Source organism: Streptomyces sp. NPDC040405, from assembly GCF_055595765.1.
The window spans coordinates 51307-69950 of record NZ_JBVIVI010000016.1 but is presented as its reverse complement, the minus strand read 5'-3'; the positions used below and the strand labels follow the sequence as shown (position 1 = coordinate 69950).

The window sequence follows — 18644 nt, the reverse complement described above, 5'->3', positions numbered from 1 at the left end:
CAACGCTCACGGGACGTTTCACGGCTCGCAAGGTGCACGATGCCGGGGCCACCCTTCGTACGCCGACAACACGGTTATGCGAGTCGCCATCGTGACCGAATCCTTCCCGCCCGACATCAACGGCGTCGCTCATTGCACGCTCCAGACCGCCCAGCATCTCCACCGGCGCGGTCACCAACCGCTCGTCATCGCCCCCGCGGGTCCGCACGACGGGCCGCCCGACGGAGCCGGGGCCGGGGACGTCGACGGAACGCACCCCTTTCCCGTTGTCCGGATCCCCTCCCTGCCCCTGCCCGGCTACCCGCAGGTGCGGGTCGCGCTGCCCAGCCGCCGCCTCGCCACCGCGATCACCTCGCACCGCAGCGATCTCGTCCACCTGGCCAGCCCCTTCGTGCTCGGCGCGCGCGGGATGACGGCCGCGCTGCGGCTGCGGATCCCCGCCGTCGCCGTCTACCAGACCGACCTGGGCGGCTACGCCCGTACGTACCTCGGCGCGGGCGAGAACGCCGCCTGGCGCCGGATACGGGCCGTGCACACCGCCGCCGACCGCACCCTCGCCCCCTCCACCGCCGCCGCCCGCGACCTCGACGAGCACGGGGTGCCGCGGATCGCGCTGTGGCCGCGCGGCGTCGACACCGAGCGGTTCCACCCCTCGCGCCGCGACGCGGAGCTGCGCCGCTCCCTGGCCCCCGGCGGTGAGCTGATCGTCGGCTACATCGGCCGCCTGGCGCCCGAGAAGAACGTCGAGCTGCTGACCCCGCTGTGTTCGCTGCCCGGCGTTCGCGTGGTCATCGTCGGGGACGGGCCGAGCGAGCCCGCGCTGCGCGCCGCCATGCCCGGCGCCCGCTTCCTCGGCCGCCGGACCGGCACCGATCTGGCCCGCATCTTCGCCTCGCTCGACGTCTTCGCGCACACCGGCCCGCAGGAGACCTTCTGCCAGACCGTGCAGGAGGCGCAGGCCAGCGGCGTGCCGGTGGTCGCGCCCGCCGCGGGCGGCCCGCTCGACCTCGTCGACCACGGCCGCACCGGGCTGCTGGTGCCGCCCGGCGACGCGGACGAGATACGCGACGCCGTATCCCTCCTCGCCGCCCACCCCCGGATGCGCGCCTCGCTGGGGCAGGCGGGCCGGGAGGCGGTCGAGGGCCGCACCTGGGAGGCGATCGTCGACCAGCTGATCGACCATTACGCCGAGGTGCTCATGGCCCGTACGGCGGTGGCGGCATGAGCGGGAACGGAATGGGGAACACCGACCGGCCGCTGCGCCTCGTCCGGCTCGCCAACTTCGTCACCCCCTCCTCCGGCGGCCTGCGCACCGCGCTGCGCGAGCTGGGCGCGGGCTATCAGGCGGCCGGACACGAGTCCATCCTGATCGTGCCGGGGGAGCGCGACGCGGACGAGCACACCCGCCAGGGCCGGGTGATCACCCTCCCCGGCCACTCCGTGCCCGGCACCGGCGGCTACCGGGTGCTGACCGACCGGCGGCGGCTCGCCCGGCTGCTCGACGGGCTCGCGCCCGACCGGCTGGAGGTATCCGACCGCACCACCCTGCGCTGGACCGGGGAGTGGGCGCGGCGCGCCCGCGTGCCCGCCGTGATGGTCTCCCACGAGAGCGCCGACGCCGTGCTGCGCACCTGGGGCGTGCCCGAGGGCGCCGCCCGGGGCGCGGCGGACCGGCTGAACCGCCGTACCGCGCGGGCCTACGCACGGGTCGTCTGCACCACGGAGTGGGCGGAGCGCGAGTTCGTCCGTATCGGCGCGCGCAATGTCGTACGCGCCCCCCTGGGCGTCGACCTCGGACACTTCCACCCGTCCCACTACGACGGCGCACTGCACGAGCACCACCGGGGCGGCGCCTCCGTCCTGCTCGCCATGTGCTCCCGCCTGTCGCCCGAGAAGCGGCCGGGCCGCGCGCTCGACGCCCTCGCCGAGCTGCGGCGCCGCGGCGTCCCGGCGGCGCTCGTCGTCGCGGGCGACGGGCCGATGCGCGCCCGGCTGGAGGCCCGCGCCCACGCGGAGGGACTCCCGGCGGCCTTCCTCGGCCATGTCGGCGACCGGGCCCGGCTGGCCGCGCTCCAGGCGAGCGCGGACGTCGTCCTCGCCCCGGGCCCGGCGGAGACCTTCGGGCTGGCCGCGCTGGAGGCACTGGCGTGCGGCTCCCCCGTGGTCGTCAGCGCCCTGTCCGCGCTTCCCGACATCGTCGGCCCGGCGGGTGCGACGGCGGCCGACAACGGCGCGGCGTTCGCGGACGCCGTCGCCGAGGTCCTGGCCCGCCCCGAGTCCGTACGCCGCGCCACGGCCCGGGCCCGCGCCGAGCGCTACGGCTGGCCCGCGGCGGTCGACGCCTTCCTGGCCGCCCACGAAGCGCCCCGCCTCCAGCCCGACGGCCACACCCCGGCCCGCACGGCGGTCGGCGGTGCGCGGTGAGCGCACCCCGCGCTCGCCCGGCCCGTCGGCCTCACTCCGCGGCCCGGGCCAACGCGTCGGCGCCCACGGCCGGTGGCACGCCGGTCCCGGGCGCCCGAGTTCACGGCGGCGCCGTCGCCGGTCCGCCCGCGTCGTCGCCGGGCTCCGGGGCGGCCGCGGCCGCCCAGCCCGCCGACCCGTTGGCGGCAGCGGGAAGCGCTGTGACGCCGGACCAAGCGGCACCGCCCCCGCGCGTGCTGCCCGCCGGTTCGACGACCACCCGACGCGGGGCGCGGCCCGCCCCGGTCGGGGACGGCCACCACGCGACGGCCGCGGGCCCGACGGCACCGGCCGACCCCCCGGCGCCCGCAGCGCCGGTGCCCGCCGGCGATGCGGTAACCCTCCCGCCCCTCGACACGGCGCCGCCCGCACCGGCCACTGCTGCCGTGCCGCTGGCTCCGGAGACCGGCCGCGCGGGGGCTGCCGGGGGAACGACTGCTGGTGGTCACGCCCCGGCGCTGAGCGCGGTGCTGCCCGCACCGGGTGACCTGGACACCCGCCGGGCCGAGGTTCGCCGTGCGGGGGCTGCCGATGGTGGTGCCGGGGGCGACCGCGCCCCGGGTGCCACGGATGCCCATCGGGCCGTTCCCGTCGTGTCCGATGGCCCTGTGGGTAGGCCGGTGGCTCCGGAGCCCCGTCGCACGGGGACCGACGGTCGGGTGCCCGTCGGTGGTGATGCCGGGGGCGATGCGTGCGCGGATCCCGCGTCCCGTGCCCCGGCCTTGGGCGTGGTGCTGCCCGCACCGGTGGCCCCGACGGTCCGTCGGGCCGTTCCTGTCGCGTCCGGTGGCCCGGTGGGCGCGGCGATGGTTCCGGAGACTCGCCGCGCCGAGGCCGTCAGGCGCCCGGCCGCCAACCCCGCGGGCCGGGGATCCCGGGCGGCGGGGGCCGACGGGGGTTTCCCTGCCGACCCCGCGCCCGAGGTGCCCACCACCCGTTTCGTCGCGCTCGGCGACTCGCTCACCGAAGGGCTCGGGGATCCCGTGGCCGGGGGCGGGTGGCGGGGGTGGGCGGCGCTGCTGGCGGGTGCGGCGGGGCCGCCCGGGGAGACCGTGGACTTCGTCAACGTCTCCCGCAGCGGCGCGCTCGCCGCCGACGTGGCCGGTGCGCAGCTGGCCGCCGCCCGCCGGGCCCGTCCGCAGCTGGCGTCCGTCGTGGTCGGCATGAACGACACCCTGCGCGACACGTTCGACATCCGCCGCGTCGCCGAGGCCCTGGACGCGACGATCGGCGCGCTGCGCGCCGACGGGACGGTGGTGCTCACCGCGTGCCTGCCCGACCCGGGCCGGATGCTGGGGCTGCCGGATGCGCTCGCCCGGCCGCTGGGGCGGCGTATGCGGGCCGTCAACGCGGTGGTGCACGCGCTGTCCGGGCGGTACGGCGCGGTGCACGTGGAGCTGACCGAGCACGGCTGGGTCATGGACCGCGCGGCGTGGAGCGTGGACCGGCTGCATCCGAGCGAGCTGGGCCACCGGCTGCTGGCGCGGGAGTTCCACACCGCGCTCACGGCCCGCGGCATCGCCATGGGCGAGCCGCCGTCCACGGCGCTCGACGGACCGACGCCCTCGCGTGCCGCCAGCGCCTGGTGGATGGCGACCCGGGGCACGCGCTGGGTCGTGGACCGCTGCACCGATCTGCTGCCCGGACTCCTCGCGCTGGCGGCGCAGGAGGTCCGGCACCGGGTGCGCGGGACCGGGCATCTGCTCGACGGCCACGAACGGCGGGCGGCGCTGGCCGCGGTCGCCTCGTTGCCGCGGCTGGAAGCCCAAGCACCCCCGCACGCTGCGACAATGGCGGGATGACGGGTCGCTGGGAATTCTGGATCGACCGTGGCGGTACCTTCACGGACGTCGTCGGGAAGCGCCCGGACGGCCGCCTGGTCACCCGCAAGCTCCTGTCCCACCACCCCGAGCGCACCAGGGACGCGGCCGTCGCCGGGATCCGCCAGACACTCGGCCTCGATCCGGACGAGCCGGTCCCGGCCGACCGGATCGCCGTCGTCAAGATGGGCACCACCGTCGCGACCAACGCCCTGCTGGAGCGCACGGGCGAGCCCACGGTGCTCGTCGTCACGGCCGGTTTCCGGGACGCGCTGCGCATCGCGTACCAGAACCGGCCGCGGCTGTTCGACCGCCGGATCGTGCTGCCGGAGGCGCTGTACGACCGGGTGATCGAGGTGCCCGAGCGGGTGGACGCGCACGGCGCCGTCGTACGCCCCCTCGACCTCGCCGCCGCCACGGAGGAGCTGCGCGCCGCCCACCGCGACGGCTTCCGCAGCGCCGCGGTCGTCCTGACGCACGGCTACCGGCACGCCGCGCACGAGCGCGCGGTGGGCGAGGCGGCCCGCGATATCGGCTTTACGCAGGTGAGCTGCTCGCATGAGGTGAGTCCGCTGATGAAGCTGGTGTCGCGCGGCGACACCACCGTGGTCGACGCGTATCTGTCGCCGATCCTGCGCCGCTACGTCGAGGACGTGGCCGCCGAGCTGCGCGGCATCCGGCTGATGTTCATGCAGTCCAACGGCGGGCTGCGGGAGGCCGCGCACTTCCGGGGCAAGGACGCGGTGCTGTCGGGGCCCGCGGGCGGCGTGGTGGGCATGGTGCGCTCCTCGGCCGAGGCGGGCCACGCCGACGTCATCGGCTTCGACATGGGCGGCACCTCGACCGATGTGTCGCACTACGCGGGCGAGTTCGAGCGGGTCTTCGGGACCGAGGTCGCGGGCGTGCGGATGCGCGCGCCCATGATGAACATCCACACCGTCGCCGCGGGCGGCGGCTCGGTGCTCCACTTCGACGGCCGCCGCTACCGGGTGGGCCCGGACTCGGCCGGTGCCGTCCCCGGCCCCGCCTGCTACCGGCGCGGCGGCCCGCTGACCGTGACCGACGCCAATGTGATGCTGGGCCGGATCCAGCCCGCCCACTTCCCGGCGGTCTTCGGCCCGCACGCCGACCAGCGGCTGGACGCGGACACCGTACGGGAGCGCTTCGCCCGCCTCGCCGACGAGATCGCGGAGGCGACCGGCGACCGGCGCGGCCCGGAGGAGGCCGCGGCGGGCTTCCTGGACATCGCGGTGCTGAACATGGCCAACGCGGTCAAGAAGATCTCCGTGCAGCGCGGCCACGACGTCACCCGCTACGCGCTCACCAGCTTCGGCGGCGCGGGCGGCCAGCACGCGTGCGCGGTCGCGGACGCCCTCGGCATTGGCACGGTGATCGTGCCGCCGCTGGCCGGGGTGCTGTCGGCGTACGGCATCGGGGTGGCCGACGCCACCGCGATGCGCGAGCAGGCCGTGGAGACGGAGCTGAGCGAGGAGTCGCTGCCGCAGGTGCGCGACCTGTGCGCGCGGCTGTCCGGCCGGACCCGCGAGGACCTGCTCGCCGACGGCGTTCCCGGGGAGAGCGTGCACACCACGGCCCGGGTCCATCTGCGGTACGCGGGCACCGACGCCGCGCTCCCCGTGCCGCTGGACTCCGTCCCCGCGATGACCGCCGACTTCGTACGGGCGCACCGCACGCGCTACGCCTTCACCATGGACAAGCCGCTCGTCATGGAGGCGGTGTCGGTGGAGGCGGTCGGCGCGGCGGGCCCGGCGGGCGGTCACGCCGTGGAACAGCCGCCCCGGGAGGGCGCCCTGGCGCCGGTGGCGACCGTGGAGATGTTCACGGCAGGGGAGTGGCAGCGCACCGGCCTGTACGAACGGGCCGGGATGCGCCCCGGGGACACCCTCACCGGCCCGGCGGTCGTCGCCGAGGACGACGCGACCACCGTGGTCGACCCCGGCTGGCAGGCGGCCCTGGGCGAGCGCGGCCATCTGCTGCTCACCCGGGTCCGGCCCCGGCCGCGCAGGACGGCCGTCGGCACCGAGGTGGACCCGGTGATGCTGGAGGTCTTCAACAGCCTCTTCATGGCCATCGCCGAACAGATGGGCCTGCGCCTGGAGAACACCGCCCACTCCGTCAACATCAAGGAGCGGCTGGACTTCTCCTGCGCCCTGTTCGACGCCGACGGCAACCTGATCGCCAACGCCCCCCACATCCCGGTGCACCTCGGCTCGATGGGCGAGTCCATCAAGGAGGTGCTGCGGCGCAACGGGGACGCCATGCGGCCGGGGGACGTCTACGCCATCAACGACCCGTACCACGGCGGCACCCACCTCCCGGACGTCACGGTCGTCACCCCGGTCTTCGACGAGGCGGGGGAGCGCCTGCTGTTCCTGGTCGCCTCCCGCGGCCATCACGCCGAGATCGGCGGCATCACCCCCGGCTCCATGCCCGCCTTCAGCCGCACCATCGAAGAGGAGGGCGTGCTCTTCGACAACTGGCTGCTGGTACGGGACGGCGCGCTGCGCGAGCGCGAGACCCGCGAGCTGCTGACCTCCGGGCCGTACCCCTCCCGCGCCCCGGACGCCAACCTCGCCGACCTGCGCGCCCAGATCGCCGCCAACGAGAAGGGCATCCAGGAGCTGCGCCGGATGATCGCCCAGTTCGGCCGGGACGTCGTACACGCCTATATGGGCCACGTGCAGGACAACGCCGAGGAATCCGTACGCCGTATCGTCGGCGCCCTCCGGGACGGCTGTTGCGCTTACGAGACCGACAGCGGGGCCGTCGTCCGCGTCGCCGTCACCGTCGACCGCGCGGCCCGCGGCGCCGTTCTGGACTTCGCCGGTACGTCGCCCCAGCAGCCGGGCAACGCCAACGCGCCCAGCTCGGTGGTGATGGCGGCCGTGCTGTACGTCTTCCGCACCCTGGTCGCCGAGGACATCCCGCTCAACAGCGGCTGCCTGAAGCCCCTGGAGGTCCGCATCCCCGAGGGCTCGATGCTGGCCCCGGCGTACCCGGCCGCCACGGTCGCCGGAAACGTCGAGACCTCCCAGGCCGTCACCGGCGCCCTCTACGCGGCGCTCGGCGTGCAGGCCGAGGGGTCCGGCACGATGAACAACGTCACCTTCGGCAACGACCGCGTCCAGTATTACGAGACCGTGGCCAGCGGCTCGGGCGCGGGCGACGGCTTCGACGGGGCCGACGCCGTGCAGACCCATATGACCAACTCCCGGCTCACCGACCCCGAAGTGCTGGAGTGGCGCTACCCGGTCCGGGTCGAGAGCTTCGCGGTACGGCGGGACAGCGGCGGCCGCGGCCGGTGGCGCGGCGGCCATGGCGTCACCCGCCGCATCCGCTTCCTGGAGCCGATGACGGTGGCCCTGCTCACCGGCCACCGCCGGGTCGCTCCGTACGGCATGGCGGGCGGCGCGCCGGGCGCGCTCGGCGCCAATCTGATCGAGCGCGCCGACGGTTCGGTGGAGCGGCTGGACGGCTGCGACACGGCCGACGTCGGCGTGGACGACGTCCTCGTCGTGCACACCCCGGGCGGCGGCGGGTACGGCCCGGCGCCGGACTGAGCGACGGGCCGCTCAGGGCGTGCCACCGCATTGGCGCGATGAATACCGTTTGCGGTTGCCGACACCGGAAACCCGAGTTCTATCAAGCCCGCCAAGCCTCGTGCGCGAGGTCGGCTCCGTGTCTCCATGACCACTCACTGGACACGGCACCCCGCAGGGGCGAGGGCGGGAAATCACCACGAAGCATCACAGAAGGGGCAGTCATGGAGTGGTGGGAGAGCGCGGCATGCGTGGACGAGGACCCCGAGCTGTTCTTCCCGGTGGGGGCGGCCGGCCCCGCGGCCCAGGCGCAGCAGGCCCTGGCCAAGGAGGTCTGCCACCGCTGCCCGGTGACCCACCAGTGCCTCACCTACGCGCTGGACACCGGGGTGACCCACGGCGTGTGGGGCGGCACGGACGAGGAGGAGCGCCGGGTGCTGCGGCGGCGGGCCCGGCGCCAGGCGAGCGGCGCACCCGCGCCGGGCGCCCCGCCGCACGGCGGTCAGCCGTCGCACAGCGGCAGGCGCAGGGAGGTGCGGTCGGCGGCCCACGCCCCGAGCAGCCGGTCCGACCAGCGCGCGTCCAGGTAGCCGGTGGCCTGGATCCCGAAGACGACGGCCGGGGCCTGCTCCGGCTCCTGGGCGAGGAAGCCGCCGATGACGTCCCGGCGCATCACCTGCTCGTGCACCGCGTCGGCCTCGATGTGCTCGGTGAAGAACCGTACGCACCGGGGCTCGGCGCCCAGCCGCTCCAGCGCCCGGGCCAGCCGCCGGGCCCCGGGCGACGAGGTGATCTCCAGGGCGGCGAAGTGCCCGGCCGTCGCGCCGCGCAGTGAGCGGTGCAGCCCGAGCAGCGACATGAGGTTGACGGTGGCGAGCGTCTCGGCGGGCGCCCGGTCCAGGTAGCGGCCGTAGCCGGGGTCGAGACCCGCCCCCGCCATCGCCTCGGCGAACAGCCGGGCGTGCACCCGGTCGCCGTGGCCCGCCCCGAACTCGTCGAACTCCACCGCCACCAGCGACGCCTTGGCCTGTCCGGTCAGCCGGGGGATCAGCCATGCCTGCGGATCGGCCTCCTTCAGCTGGTACAGCGAGCGGTGCACCAGATATTCGCGCAGCTGCCCCCAGGTGCCCCGGCTCCTGAGGTGGTCGCCGACGCCGGGCGCGGCCGGCGGTTCGACCAGCAGCGCGTCCAGCTCCCCGGCCACATCCGCGCCCCCGGGCACGGCCTCGCGCAGCGCGGCCAGGAACCGGTCCTCCAGCGTGGCCCGCAGCCGCAGCAGCTCCGGCTGCCACTCCCAGGTCTCGTCGACGCCCGCGAAGCCGCGGTAGTGGAGTTCGTACGCGAGGTACAGCGCGAGCGAGAGGTCCTCGCCGAACGGGTCGGCGGTCCCGACCGACGGAAGATCTTTCGGCGGCGGGGCGTGGAGCAGCGCGATACGGACCGCCGCGGACAGCGGACCGCGGGCCTCCGGCAGCGGGGGCGCGCCGGGCGACGCACGGGGTGTCGCACCGGGAGGCGCGCCGGGCATCGCACCGGGAGGACCGGGCCGGTCGCCGGTGGGAAGACTCGTCATCGACCGCTCCTCCGCTCCTTTCCGGGCCCGCCGAGTGCCCCCGATCGCCCGGCCGACGCATCCGCCCCGGACCACCGGACCGGAGCGGGGCGGTTTGGTCCGGTGCGGAGGAGGTACCTGGGACGGATGCGACTGATTGCGCCTCCCGGGGTGTACGCACCGCAGGACGACACCGCGCTGCTGGCCGAGGCGGTGTGCCGTGAGCCCGCCATGCCGGGCGCCCAGGTGCTGGACATCGGCACGGGCACCGGCGCGCTGGCGCTGCTCGCCGCGCGCTGCGGGGCCGCGGAGGTCGAGGCCGTCGACGTCTCGGCGCGCGCGGTGCTGGCGGCCTGGCTGAACACCCGGCGCAGCGGCGAGCCGGTCCGGGTGCGCCTCGGTGACCTGGGGTCCGTGGCCGCCGGCCGGCGCTTCGACGTCGTTCTGGCCAACCCGCCCTACGTGCCCTCGCGCGGCGGCGGCCCCTTCGGGCGCGCCGGAGGCGGCCGCGCCTGGAACGCGGGGCCGGACGGCCGGGCGGTGCTGGACCGCCTGTGCGCCCGGATGCCGGGGCTGCTGCGGCCACGGGGAGTGCTGCTGCTCGTCCAGTCCGCGCTGAGCGGCGTCGGCCCGACGCTGGAGCGGCTGGCCGAGCAGGGGCTGCACGTGGATGTGACCGCGCGCCGCGTCGTCCCGTTCGGGCGCGTGCTGCTGCGGCGCAGCACCTGGCTGGCCTCCCGGGGGCTGATCGGCCCGGGCGACGACAAGGAGGAGCTGGTGGTGATCCGTGCCATCCGTACGACCGAGTGCAGCAGCTGCACCCGATGAGCCCCGGGGGCCCGGTGAATCCCGGGGGCCCGGCGAGCCACTGATGCCCGATGTGTGCGGCCCGGGCCGGGCCCCGGCGCGGCGCGTCCTCCTCGACCCCGAGGGCCCGCTGCTGGTCGAGGGCCCGGTGGAGATCGTCCTGGCGGACGGCAGCACGGTCCGCTCCGACCGGGTGATGGTGGCGGTGTGCGCCTGCGGGCGCAGCGGCCGCTACCCCTGGTGCGACACCAGTCACCGCCGCCCGGTGCGCACCCGGGACGGCTGACCCGGGCGGCGCGGCGCCGTGAAGCGGACCGGGGTGCCGGGCGCGGCCTGTGCCGCGGCGGCCAGGTACGGCTCCGGGACGACACCCACCACGGGATAGCCGCCGGTCGTCGGATGGTCGGCGAGGAAGAGCACCGGACGGCCGTCGGGCGGCACCTGAAGGGCGCCGAGCACCATGCCCTCGCTGGGCAGCTCGCCCTCCCCGGCGCGTTCCAGCGCGGGCCCCTCGGTGCGCAGCCCGATCCGGTTGCTGGCGGCCGCGACCCGGAAGCGGCCGGTGGCCAGGGTGCGCAGCCCGGCGGCGGTGAACCAGTCGTCGCGCGGGCCGAGCACCACCGGAAGCACCAGCTCGGACACGATGCCCGCGTACGGGACCCAGTCCACCGCCGGGGCCGGCCCGTACGGGACGCCGAGCCGCAGCACCGCACCGTCGGCGAGCGGGGCCGGTCCGAGCCCGGAGAGCACGTCGGTGGCGCGGCTGCCGAGCACCGGCTCGGCGTCGACCCCGCCCCCGAACGCCACGTACGAGCGCACCCCGTGGGTGGCGGCGCCGACGTCCAGCACGGTGCCCGCCGGGAGCCGCACAGGCGCGCCCCACGCGGCGGTGCGGCCGTCGACGGTGACCGGGCAGGGGGCGCCGGTGACCGCGACCGTCGCCGCCCGGCGGAGCCGTACGGCGCACCCGGTCAGCGTGGTCTCCAGGGCCGCGGCGTCCTCCGGGTTGCCGACGAGGCGGTTGGCCAGCCGGTGCGCGGGCTCGTCGAGGGCTCCGGAGCGGGGCACGCCCAGGTGGGCGTGGCCCGCGCGCCCCAGGTCCTGGACGGTGGTGAGCGCGCCCGCCCGTACGACCGCGAAGGCGCTGTCGCTCACTGTCCGCTCCCTTCCGGCCCTGCCACGACGAAGCGGACGCGGGCGCCGGGAGTGAGCAGCGCCGCCGGATCGCGCGCGGTGTCCCACAGCACCGCGTCCGTGGTGCCGATGAGTTGCCAGCCCCCGGGGGAGGCGCGCGGGTACACGCCGGTGTACGCGCCCGCGAGGGCGACGGATCCGACCGGGACCCTGGTCCGTGGGGTGGCGCGGCGAGGCATCTGGTAGCGGTCGGGCAGGCCGGTCAGATACCCGAAGCCGGGGGCGAACCCGCAGAAGGCGACCCGGAATTCGGTGCCGGAGTGGATCGCCACCGCCTCGGCGGCCGTGACGCCCCAGACCTCCGCGACCTCGGCGAGGTCGGGGCCGTCGTAGCGGACCGGGATCTCGACGGTCCCGACCCGGTCCCGGGCGAGCGGCGGGATCCGCCAGCCGGGCAGCTCGGCGGCGAGCCGGGCGGGGTCGTCGAGACCGTCGAGGAGCACGGTGCGCGCGGCGGGCACGATCTCGCGTACGGCGGGCAGTTCGCGGGCCGCCGCGCGACGCAGGACCTCGGCGTGCAGCGCCTGGGCCGCCTCGGCACTGTCGAGTTCGACGAGCAGCCCGTGCTCGCCGACGGGCAGGATGCGCGGGCCGGGCGGTGGGGCCCCGGCCTCGCCGCCCGTGTCCGCCGCCCGTTCCGTCGTGGCACCACCGGTCATGTGAACGCCACCACCCGTACGCCCGAGGTCTCGAGTTCGTTCCGTACCCGCTGGGCGAGGCCGACGGCGCCCGGGGTGTCGCCGTGCAGGCACAGCGAGCGCGCGGTGACCTCCACCCGCTGCCCGTCGGTCGAGGTCACGGCCGCGTCGCGGGCGATCATCAGGGAGCGCTTCACGACGGCGCCGGGGTCGGTGACGACGGCGCCGGGTTCGCGGCGCGGTACGAGCGTCCCCTCGGCCGTGTACGCGCGGTCGGCGAAGGCCTCGGCGACGACCGGCAGCCCGGCCGCGCGGGCCGCCTCGTGCAGCCGTGAGCCGGGCAGGCCGAGGACGGGCAGCGCCGCTTCCCCGCCCGCCAGGCGCACGCCCTCGACGACGGCCGCGGCCTGCTCCGCGTCGTGCACGCAGCGGTTGTAGAGCGCCCCGTGCGGTTTGACGTAACGGACGCGGATGCCCGCCGAGCGGGCGAAAACGTCCAACGCGCCGATCTGGTAGGCGATCTCGTCGGCCAGCTCGCGCGCCGGTACGTCCATGGCGCGCCGCCCGAAGCCCGCCAGGTCCCGGTACGAGACCTGGGCGCCGACGCGGACCCCGCGCTCCGCGGCCAGGTCGCACACCCGCCGCATCGTGGACGGGTCACCGGCGTGGAAGCCGCAGGCGACGTTGGCGCTGGTGACAACGGACAGCAGCGCCTCGTCGTCGGTGAGCCGCCAGTGGCCGAAGCCCTCGCCGAGGTCGGCGTTGAGGTCGATCGGCGCGCCGCACGGTGCGTCGGTCATCGCTCCTCCGGAGGTCGGTGGTTCGGGTGGGGATTCCTGACGCGTGGTACGCGGTACTCGTCGTCCCGTACGTCCGTCACGAGCATCCGCCCCGGGGAGTGGGTGATCGCGAAGGGTGGGCGGGAGGCCATGACGGCCGCCTGCGGGGTCACTCCGCAGGCCCAGAACACCGGAATGTCGCCCGTCCGGAACTCTACCGAGTCGCCGAAGTCGGGCCGGGAGAGGTCGCGGATGCCGAGCAGGGCCGGGTCGCCCTCGTGGACGGGGGCGCCGTGCACGGCGGGCATCGCCCCGCTCACCCGGCGCGCGGTGGGGACCAGGGCGGAGGGTATCGGCCGCATGGAGACCACCATCGGGCCCGAGAGCCGCCCGGCCGGACGGCACTGGCGGTCGGTCACGTACATGGGGACGTTGCGGCCCTGCTCGATGTGGCGCAGCGGCACGCCCGCGGCGGCGAGCGCCGTCTCGAAGGTGAAGCTGCAGCCGATGAGGAAGGCGACCAGGTCGTCCCGCCAGTGGGCGGTCACCTCGGCCGGTTCGGCGACGAGTTCGCCGTGTTCCCAGACGCGGTAGCCGGGGAAGTCGGTGCGCAGGTCGGCGCCGGTGGCCAGCCGGGTGGTGACGGAGCCGGGCCCGGTCTCGTCGAGGACCGGACAGGGCGCCGGATTGCGGCGGCAGAAGAGCCGTACGTCCTCCGCCCAGTCGGCCGGCACGGCGATGAGGTTGACCTGCGCGTAGCCCGGGGCCCAGCCGGCCGTCGGCGAGGAGAGACCGGACCGGAACATCTCACGCGCGCGGGCGGGCTCCGCGGGAGGTGTGGTGACGCTCATGTCGTTCTCCCTTTCGCTCCCTTTCGCTGAACCGTCCGCCGTCACAGCAGCTCACGGCCGCGGGTCTCCGGCAGGCCCAGGAGGGCGAGGACGGCGATGCCGTAGCCCACGGCGCCGAACACCAGCGCGCCACCGACGCCCCAGCTACCGGCGAGGAATCCGACGAGGGTCGGGAAGAACGCGCCCACGGCGCGGCCGGTGTTGTAGGTGAAGCCCTGCCCCGTGCCGCGGACGGCCGTCGGGTAGAGCTCGCTGAGGAACGAGCCGAAGCCGCTGAAGATGGCCGACATACAGAAGCCCAGCGGGAAGCCGAGGACCAGCAGCAGGCCGTTCGCGCCGCTCGGGATGTGGGTGTAGACGAGGATGCAGCCGGCGGAGAGGAAGGCGAAGAGCGCGATGGTCTTCTTACGGCCCAGCCGGTCGGTGAGGTAGCCGCCGGTGAGGTAGCCGGTGAAGGCGCCCGAGATCAGCGACGTCAGATAACCGCCGGTGCCGACGACCGTGAGGCCCCGCTCCTCCTTGAGGAACGTCGGGACCCAGGTGGCGAGCGTGTAGTAGCCGCCCTGGACCCCGGTGGCGAGCAGCGAGGCGAAGACCGTGGTCTTGAGCATCCCCGGGCGGAAGATCTCGGCGAACGAGCCGCGCCTGGTGCTGTTGGCCCGTTGCTCGGCGGCCTCGGGGGCGTCGGTGACGTTCCTGCGGATGTAGAACACGAGCAGGGCGGGCAGGGCGCCGGTCCAGAACATCACGCGCCAGGCGAGGTCCTGGTCGACGAATTGGAAGACGAGGGTGTAGACGATCACGGCGAGCGCCCAGCCCACCGCCCAGGAGCTCTGGATGAAGGCGAGGGTGCGGCCGCGGTGCCTGGCGGAGGCGTACTCGGCCACGAGGATCGCGCCGACCGCCCACTCACCGCCGAACCCGAGCCCCTGGAAGGCGCGCAGCACCAGCAGCGTTTCGTAGTTGGGCGCGAACCCGCAGGCCACGGTGAAGACCGCGTACGTGATCACCGTGATCATCAGCGCCTTCACCCGGCCGATCCGGTCGGCCAGGATCCCGGCGAGCGCGCCGCCCACGGCGGAGACCACGAGCGTGACCGTGGTGAGCAGCCCGGTCTGGTCGCTGCTGAGCCCGTAGTACGCCGCGATGGCGACCATGCTCAGCGGCAGGGCGAAGAAGTCGTACGAGTCCAGGGCGTAGCCGCCGAAGGCGCCGTTGAAGGCCCGGCGGCCACCTGGGCCGAGGTCACGGTGCCAGGCGAAGGCGCCGTTGTCCTCGGCGCCCTGGACGGTGGGGCGGGATGCCGGAGTCGCCTCGTTCGGAAGGTTTGACGGAGTTGTCGGGGATGTGCTCATGGCCACCTCGCAGAGAGGGATGTGTGGCAGAGGCGTGAATGTCGCCCCGGGGGTGAAGGTGAGCGGGGGGTGGTCGGGCTTGCCGGTCAACGTAGAGGATCGTTGAACGATCCGGCAATACCCATGTTGTTTCGTTCCTGTTTCTGCGGTTGACTGGCCGCAGGCAGAGGGCAAGGGGCGAGAAGAGAAGAGGGCACGTGGGGAAGAGCGGAGCTGGTCAGGCGGCCTTCGCCGGGCTGGCGGACGACCGTGCCCTGCTGGGGCGCACCAGCACCGCCGAGCGGGTGGCCGACATCCTGCGCAACCGCATCACGGACGGGTTCATCCTGCCCGGCTCACGGCTGTCGGAGGACAGCATCGGCGGCGCGCTCGGCATCTCCCGCAACACCCTGCGCGAGGCGTTCCGGCTGCTCACGCACGAACGCCTGCTCGTCCACGAACTCAACCGCGGGGTCTTCGTCCGCGTGCTCACGGTCGATGACGTCGTGGACATCTACCGGGTACGGCAGCTCGTCGAATGCGCCGCCCTGCGCGGACTCGGCGAGCCGCCCTACCCGCTCGACGGGCTGCGCCAGGCCGTGGCGGCCGGCGACCGGGCCGACCGCGACGCCGCCTGGCGGGATCTGGGCACCGCCAACATCCGTTTCCACCAGGGGATCGTCGCGCTGGCGGGCAGCCCGCGCACCGACGAACTCATGCGGGGCGTGCTGGCCGAACTCCGCCTCGTCTTCCACACGATGGACGACCCCCGGCGCTTCCACGAGCCCTACCTCGACCGCAACCGGCAGATGCTGCGGGCGCTGGAGGACGGTGACGCGCCGGGCGCCGAGCGGTTGCTCGCCGCCTATCTGGAGGATTCGCTGGCTCAGCTCTCCGAGGCGTACGCCCAGCGGATCGGCTGACCTTCCCCCGCCTCGCCCCCGACGGCCCCTGGGCGGACGGGGGAACGCGCGCGAAGCCGTAGACTGACCGGTCGGTGAGGCACGGGAGACGCGCCGGTGTACGGGCGCGACGCGCCCCGACATAGCGGGATCTCCGTGCCGTTTCGTGCGTTGTCGGTGCGACCGCCTAATCTGTGCGACGTGACATCTCCACCCCCCGGGGCCGCCACCGCACCCCAGCTCAACGGCCATGACGGGACAGCCCGCCCGGCGCCCGGCCCGGCCGCCGACGAGGGCCTGGCCCGGCGGCTGCGCGCGCTCGCGTGCACCGCGCCGCTCCACGACCTCGACACCCGCAAGGCCAACCTCGCGGGCGAGTACGGGGTGTACGCGATGGCCGAGGTCGCCCTCGCCGCCATCGACCTGGTCACGCTCAACATGGACTTCGACACCGGCGCCGACCACGAACAGATAGTGGCCAGGCTGCTGCCCCGCATCGCCGCCCAGGCCCCGGAGCGGCCCGCCGCCGAGCACGAGCGGGTCGCCCGCTGGGTGCTGGAAAACCTGATCAACGTCGGCAGCGTGGACCGCGGCTTCCGCGCGGTGTACGGCACGTTCGGCGCCGACGGCGCGTACGTCCGGCGCGACTACGACTTCAAGCTGATCGAGGAGGTGCCGGGCCCCGGCGGCAGCGTCTATCTGCGCACCACCGACGAAGCGGTCAACGTGCTGGTCGGCGCGCTCGACACAGACGTCACCAGCGCCCAGATCGCCGCCGAGGTCAAGCTGGAGGTCCTCATCAGCCGGGGCCGCCTCGCCGACGCCCAACTCGCCGCCGAGCAGGCCCGGTACCGCACCGTCCAGTATTCGGAGACGCTGCGCCGCACGCTGGACGCGACCCGGCGCAACGTCCGCGCGGTCGACTGGCTGCGCACCGTCCCCGAGATGATCACCGAGGCGCTGGACCACGTCGCCGACCGCTACCGCCACGAGAACGCGATCCTGACCAACATCCGCAAGGCGCGCGACGAGGCCGAGGGCGCCGAGCACAAGCGGCGCGCCGCCGAACTGGTCGACATCGTCAAGGACTGCATCCGGCGCCACACCCAGCTCCAGTCCCGGCTGCTGGAGGCCGGGCCGCTGTTCCGCGCCGAGCAGGACCGCCAGGCGTTCGCCCCGCCCGCCGGGCGTGCCGGACTCGACCTGTACGGACAGCTCCTCGCCCCGGTCCTGCCGCTCCCCGTCGAACAGTCGGCCCGGGTCACCGACGCGTTCTTCGCCCGCGGCACCGGACTGCGGACGCCCACCTCCGTCCGCGTGGGCGATCTGGTCGACATGCTCCTCACCCCGCCCGTCGAGCGGGAACACCTCGGCGCGGAGATGCCCGAGCCGGACCTCATCGCGACCCCCGACGACAGCCGCTTCAGCGAGGAGCAGCTCGCGGTCGCCATGGAGCTGCTCGACCTCCCCGCCGACGCCCCGCGCCGCCTCTCCGGCCTCCTCGCCGAAGCCCGCCGCCGCGACCCCGACCTGCCCTACCTGATCGCCCTCCTGGCCGTCCACGCGGCCAGCCCTCCGGTCGGCACCGCCTACCGCCAGGGCGAACAGCGGCTGCTGTTCGCCGTGGACGACGGCACCGAGCTGACCGACGTCGAATTCGGCGGCGCCGACCTCATAGTGGGCACCGCCCTCCTGGACGCCGCGGGCATGGCGGCAGACCGGACGGAGGTGGCGTGATGACCCCCGACCGGGACATGGCCCCCACCGGGCCCGGCCCCCGCCGTACGGCGGCCCCGTACCGCGCCGGATTCGCACACCGTGAGCACGCCCCGCGCAAGGAGCTTCACCCGTGACCGAGTACGACGCCGCCGACGACGCGGCACAGCCCGAGCCGACCGCCGCGCCCAGCGGACCGGCGGGCGGGGTCACGCCCGCCGACGCGGCCGACGCGGCGCGGCTGGTGTCCTTCGGGCTGCAGCCCAAGCTGCTGCCCGCCCGGGACGTCGAGTACGCCGAGCTGCTGCGCCGCTATCGCGACGTACCGGCCTTCGCCCGCCTCGCCGACGCCGTCGCCGCCGGGCTCGGCCTGATCGTGCTGGAGGTGTCCACCCGCGCCGGGATGGCCGTGACCGCCGACGAGGAGTCCGTCTTCGCGGTCCGCATGGGCGACTACGCCCGCCGCGCCGCCAGCGACTCCGCCGACCGCTTCCTGCACGGGCTCGCCCATCTCGCGGTCGCCGCCATGGCCTTCCCGCGCCCCGAGGACCTGGCCGACGACGGGTACATCGGCCGGATCACCGTCAACGGCGTCGACGCCTTCGTACGGCAGGCGTGTGCCCGTCTGGAGGAGCGGGCCGAGGAGCAGGGCGAGAACACCGACCCGGCCACCGACGCGCCCGGCCTGGAGGCCGCCTGGCGGGTGTACGCGCGCCGCAGCGCCACCGGTGCGACCAAGGACGCGCGCCGACTGGCCGGTTCGACGACCGGCATCATCGGCAAGGCCGTCGCCTTCCTCGTCGACTCCGGCTTCCTCCAGCGCACCGGGGACGAGTCCGGCGGCACGTACCGCACCACCGCCCGCTACCAGCTGCAGGTGCGCGACATGGCGGCCGGTGCCGCCATGTCCGAGCTGCTGTCGCTCGGCGTCGTGCCGGTCGGCGACGGCAGCGCGACGCTGTTGCCGCCGCGGGAGGGCGACGCCCTCGATCTCGTCGCCGACGCCGGTCTGCCCTTCCACTCCTGAC

Annotated in this window: 16 protein-coding genes; 10 read left to right on the top strand and 6 right to left on the bottom strand. The window is 75.1% G+C overall.

The features are described from left to right. Nucleotides 1-76: 76 nt before the first annotated feature. From ACZ59A_RS39560 to ACZ59A_RS39540, 5 genes are all read left to right on the top strand, one after another. Nucleotides 77-1225: a glycosyltransferase family 4 protein gene (locus ACZ59A_RS39560; RefSeq protein WP_470969259.1), complete on the top strand. Its 1149-nt coding sequence runs from the start codon at nt 77-79 to the stop codon at nt 1223-1225. Further along, on the top strand, nt 1222-2424 hold the full coding sequence (locus ACZ59A_RS39555) for a glycosyltransferase (protein WP_470969256.1): 1203 nt from the start codon (nt 1222-1224) through the stop codon (nt 2422-2424). The genes ACZ59A_RS39560 and ACZ59A_RS39555 overlap by 4 nt, the downstream gene beginning before the upstream one ends. A gap of 962 nt (nt 2425-3386) precedes the next feature. Then, a complete protein-coding gene (locus ACZ59A_RS39550; protein ID WP_470969477.1) occupies nt 3387-4265 on the top strand; it encodes an SGNH/GDSL hydrolase family protein in 879 nt (292 codons plus the stop codon). After that, nucleotides 4262-7864, top strand: coding sequence for a hydantoinase B/oxoprolinase family protein (locus ACZ59A_RS39545; RefSeq protein ID WP_470969254.1), 3603 nt, complete (start codon nt 4262-4264; stop codon nt 7862-7864). The genes ACZ59A_RS39550 and ACZ59A_RS39545 overlap by 4 nt, the downstream gene beginning before the upstream one ends. Before the next feature lie 203 nt (nt 7865-8067). Then, entirely contained in the window at nt 8068-8433 is a 366-nt protein-coding gene (locus tag ACZ59A_RS39540; protein WP_470969252.1) for a WhiB family transcriptional regulator, read from the top strand. Here the strand turns inward: ACZ59A_RS39540 and ACZ59A_RS39535 are convergent. Next, entirely contained in the window at nt 8346-9371 is a 1026-nt protein-coding gene (locus tag ACZ59A_RS39535; RefSeq protein WP_470969475.1) for an iron-containing redox enzyme family protein, read from the bottom strand. The genes ACZ59A_RS39540 and ACZ59A_RS39535 overlap by 88 nt on opposite strands. A gap of 171 nt (nt 9372-9542) precedes the next feature. Here ACZ59A_RS39535 and ACZ59A_RS39530 point away from each other — a divergent pair, with 171 nt between their 5' ends. Together ACZ59A_RS39530 and ACZ59A_RS39525 are read left to right on the top strand one after the other, a co-directional pair. Next, nucleotides 9543-10223 carry a HemK2/MTQ2 family protein methyltransferase gene (locus ACZ59A_RS39530; protein WP_470969249.1) on the top strand — a complete coding sequence of 227 codons (681 nt, stop codon included), beginning with the start codon at nt 9543-9545 and terminating at the stop codon, nt 10221-10223. A gap of 43 nt (nt 10224-10266) precedes the next feature. Next, entirely contained in the window at nt 10267-10488 is a 222-nt protein-coding gene (locus ACZ59A_RS39525; RefSeq protein ID WP_470969247.1) for a CDGSH iron-sulfur domain-containing protein, read from the top strand. On the opposite strand, the gene ACZ59A_RS39520 is transcribed toward ACZ59A_RS39525, so the two are convergent. Genes ACZ59A_RS39520 through ACZ59A_RS39500 form a run of 5 tightly spaced genes read right to left on the bottom strand, consistent with a single transcriptional unit; the run spans nt 10455 to nt 15019 of the window. Further along, nucleotides 10455-11357, bottom strand: a complete 903-nt coding sequence (locus ACZ59A_RS39520; protein ID WP_470969244.1) for a 5-oxoprolinase subunit C family protein — start codon at nt 11355-11357, stop codon at nt 10455-10457. The two genes, ACZ59A_RS39525 and ACZ59A_RS39520, sit on opposite strands and share 34 nt — an antisense overlap. Further along, complete coding sequence (locus ACZ59A_RS39515) at nt 11354-12055, bottom strand: 5-oxoprolinase subunit B family protein (protein ID WP_470969242.1); 702 nt, start codon at nt 12053-12055, stop codon at nt 11354-11356. The genes ACZ59A_RS39520 and ACZ59A_RS39515 overlap by 4 nt, the downstream gene beginning before the upstream one ends. Further along, entirely contained in the window at nt 12052-12834 is a 783-nt protein-coding gene (locus ACZ59A_RS39510) for a LamB/YcsF family protein (RefSeq protein ID WP_470969239.1), read from the bottom strand. Before ACZ59A_RS39510 ends, ACZ59A_RS39515 begins: the two co-directional genes overlap by 4 nt. Beyond that, nucleotides 12831-13664 carry a putative hydro-lyase gene (locus ACZ59A_RS39505; RefSeq protein WP_470969237.1) on the bottom strand — a complete coding sequence of 278 codons (834 nt, stop codon included), beginning with the start codon at nt 13662-13664 and terminating at the stop codon, nt 12831-12833. Before ACZ59A_RS39505 ends, ACZ59A_RS39510 begins: the two co-directional genes overlap by 4 nt. A gap of 41 nt (nt 13665-13705) precedes the next feature. Further along, entirely contained in the window at nt 13706-15019 is a 1314-nt protein-coding gene (locus ACZ59A_RS39500) for an MFS transporter (RefSeq protein WP_470969234.1), read from the bottom strand. 197 nt (nt 15020-15216) lie between these two features. On the opposite strand from ACZ59A_RS39500, the gene ACZ59A_RS39495 reads away from it, so the two are divergent. From ACZ59A_RS39495 to ACZ59A_RS39485, 3 genes are all read left to right on the top strand, one after another. After that, a complete protein-coding gene (locus ACZ59A_RS39495; protein ID WP_470969232.1) occupies nt 15217-15921 on the top strand; it encodes a GntR family transcriptional regulator in 705 nt (234 codons plus the stop codon). A gap of 180 nt (nt 15922-16101) precedes the next feature. Next, nucleotides 16102-17637, top strand: coding sequence for a hypothetical protein (locus ACZ59A_RS39490; protein WP_470969229.1), 1536 nt, complete (start codon nt 16102-16104; stop codon nt 17635-17637). Between the two features lie 112 nt (nt 17638-17749). Further along, nucleotides 17750-18643 (top strand): hypothetical protein, encoded by an 894-nt coding sequence (locus ACZ59A_RS39485; RefSeq protein WP_468056027.1) that lies wholly within the window; start codon nt 17750-17752, stop codon nt 18641-18643. Nucleotide 18644 lies beyond the last annotated feature (1 nt).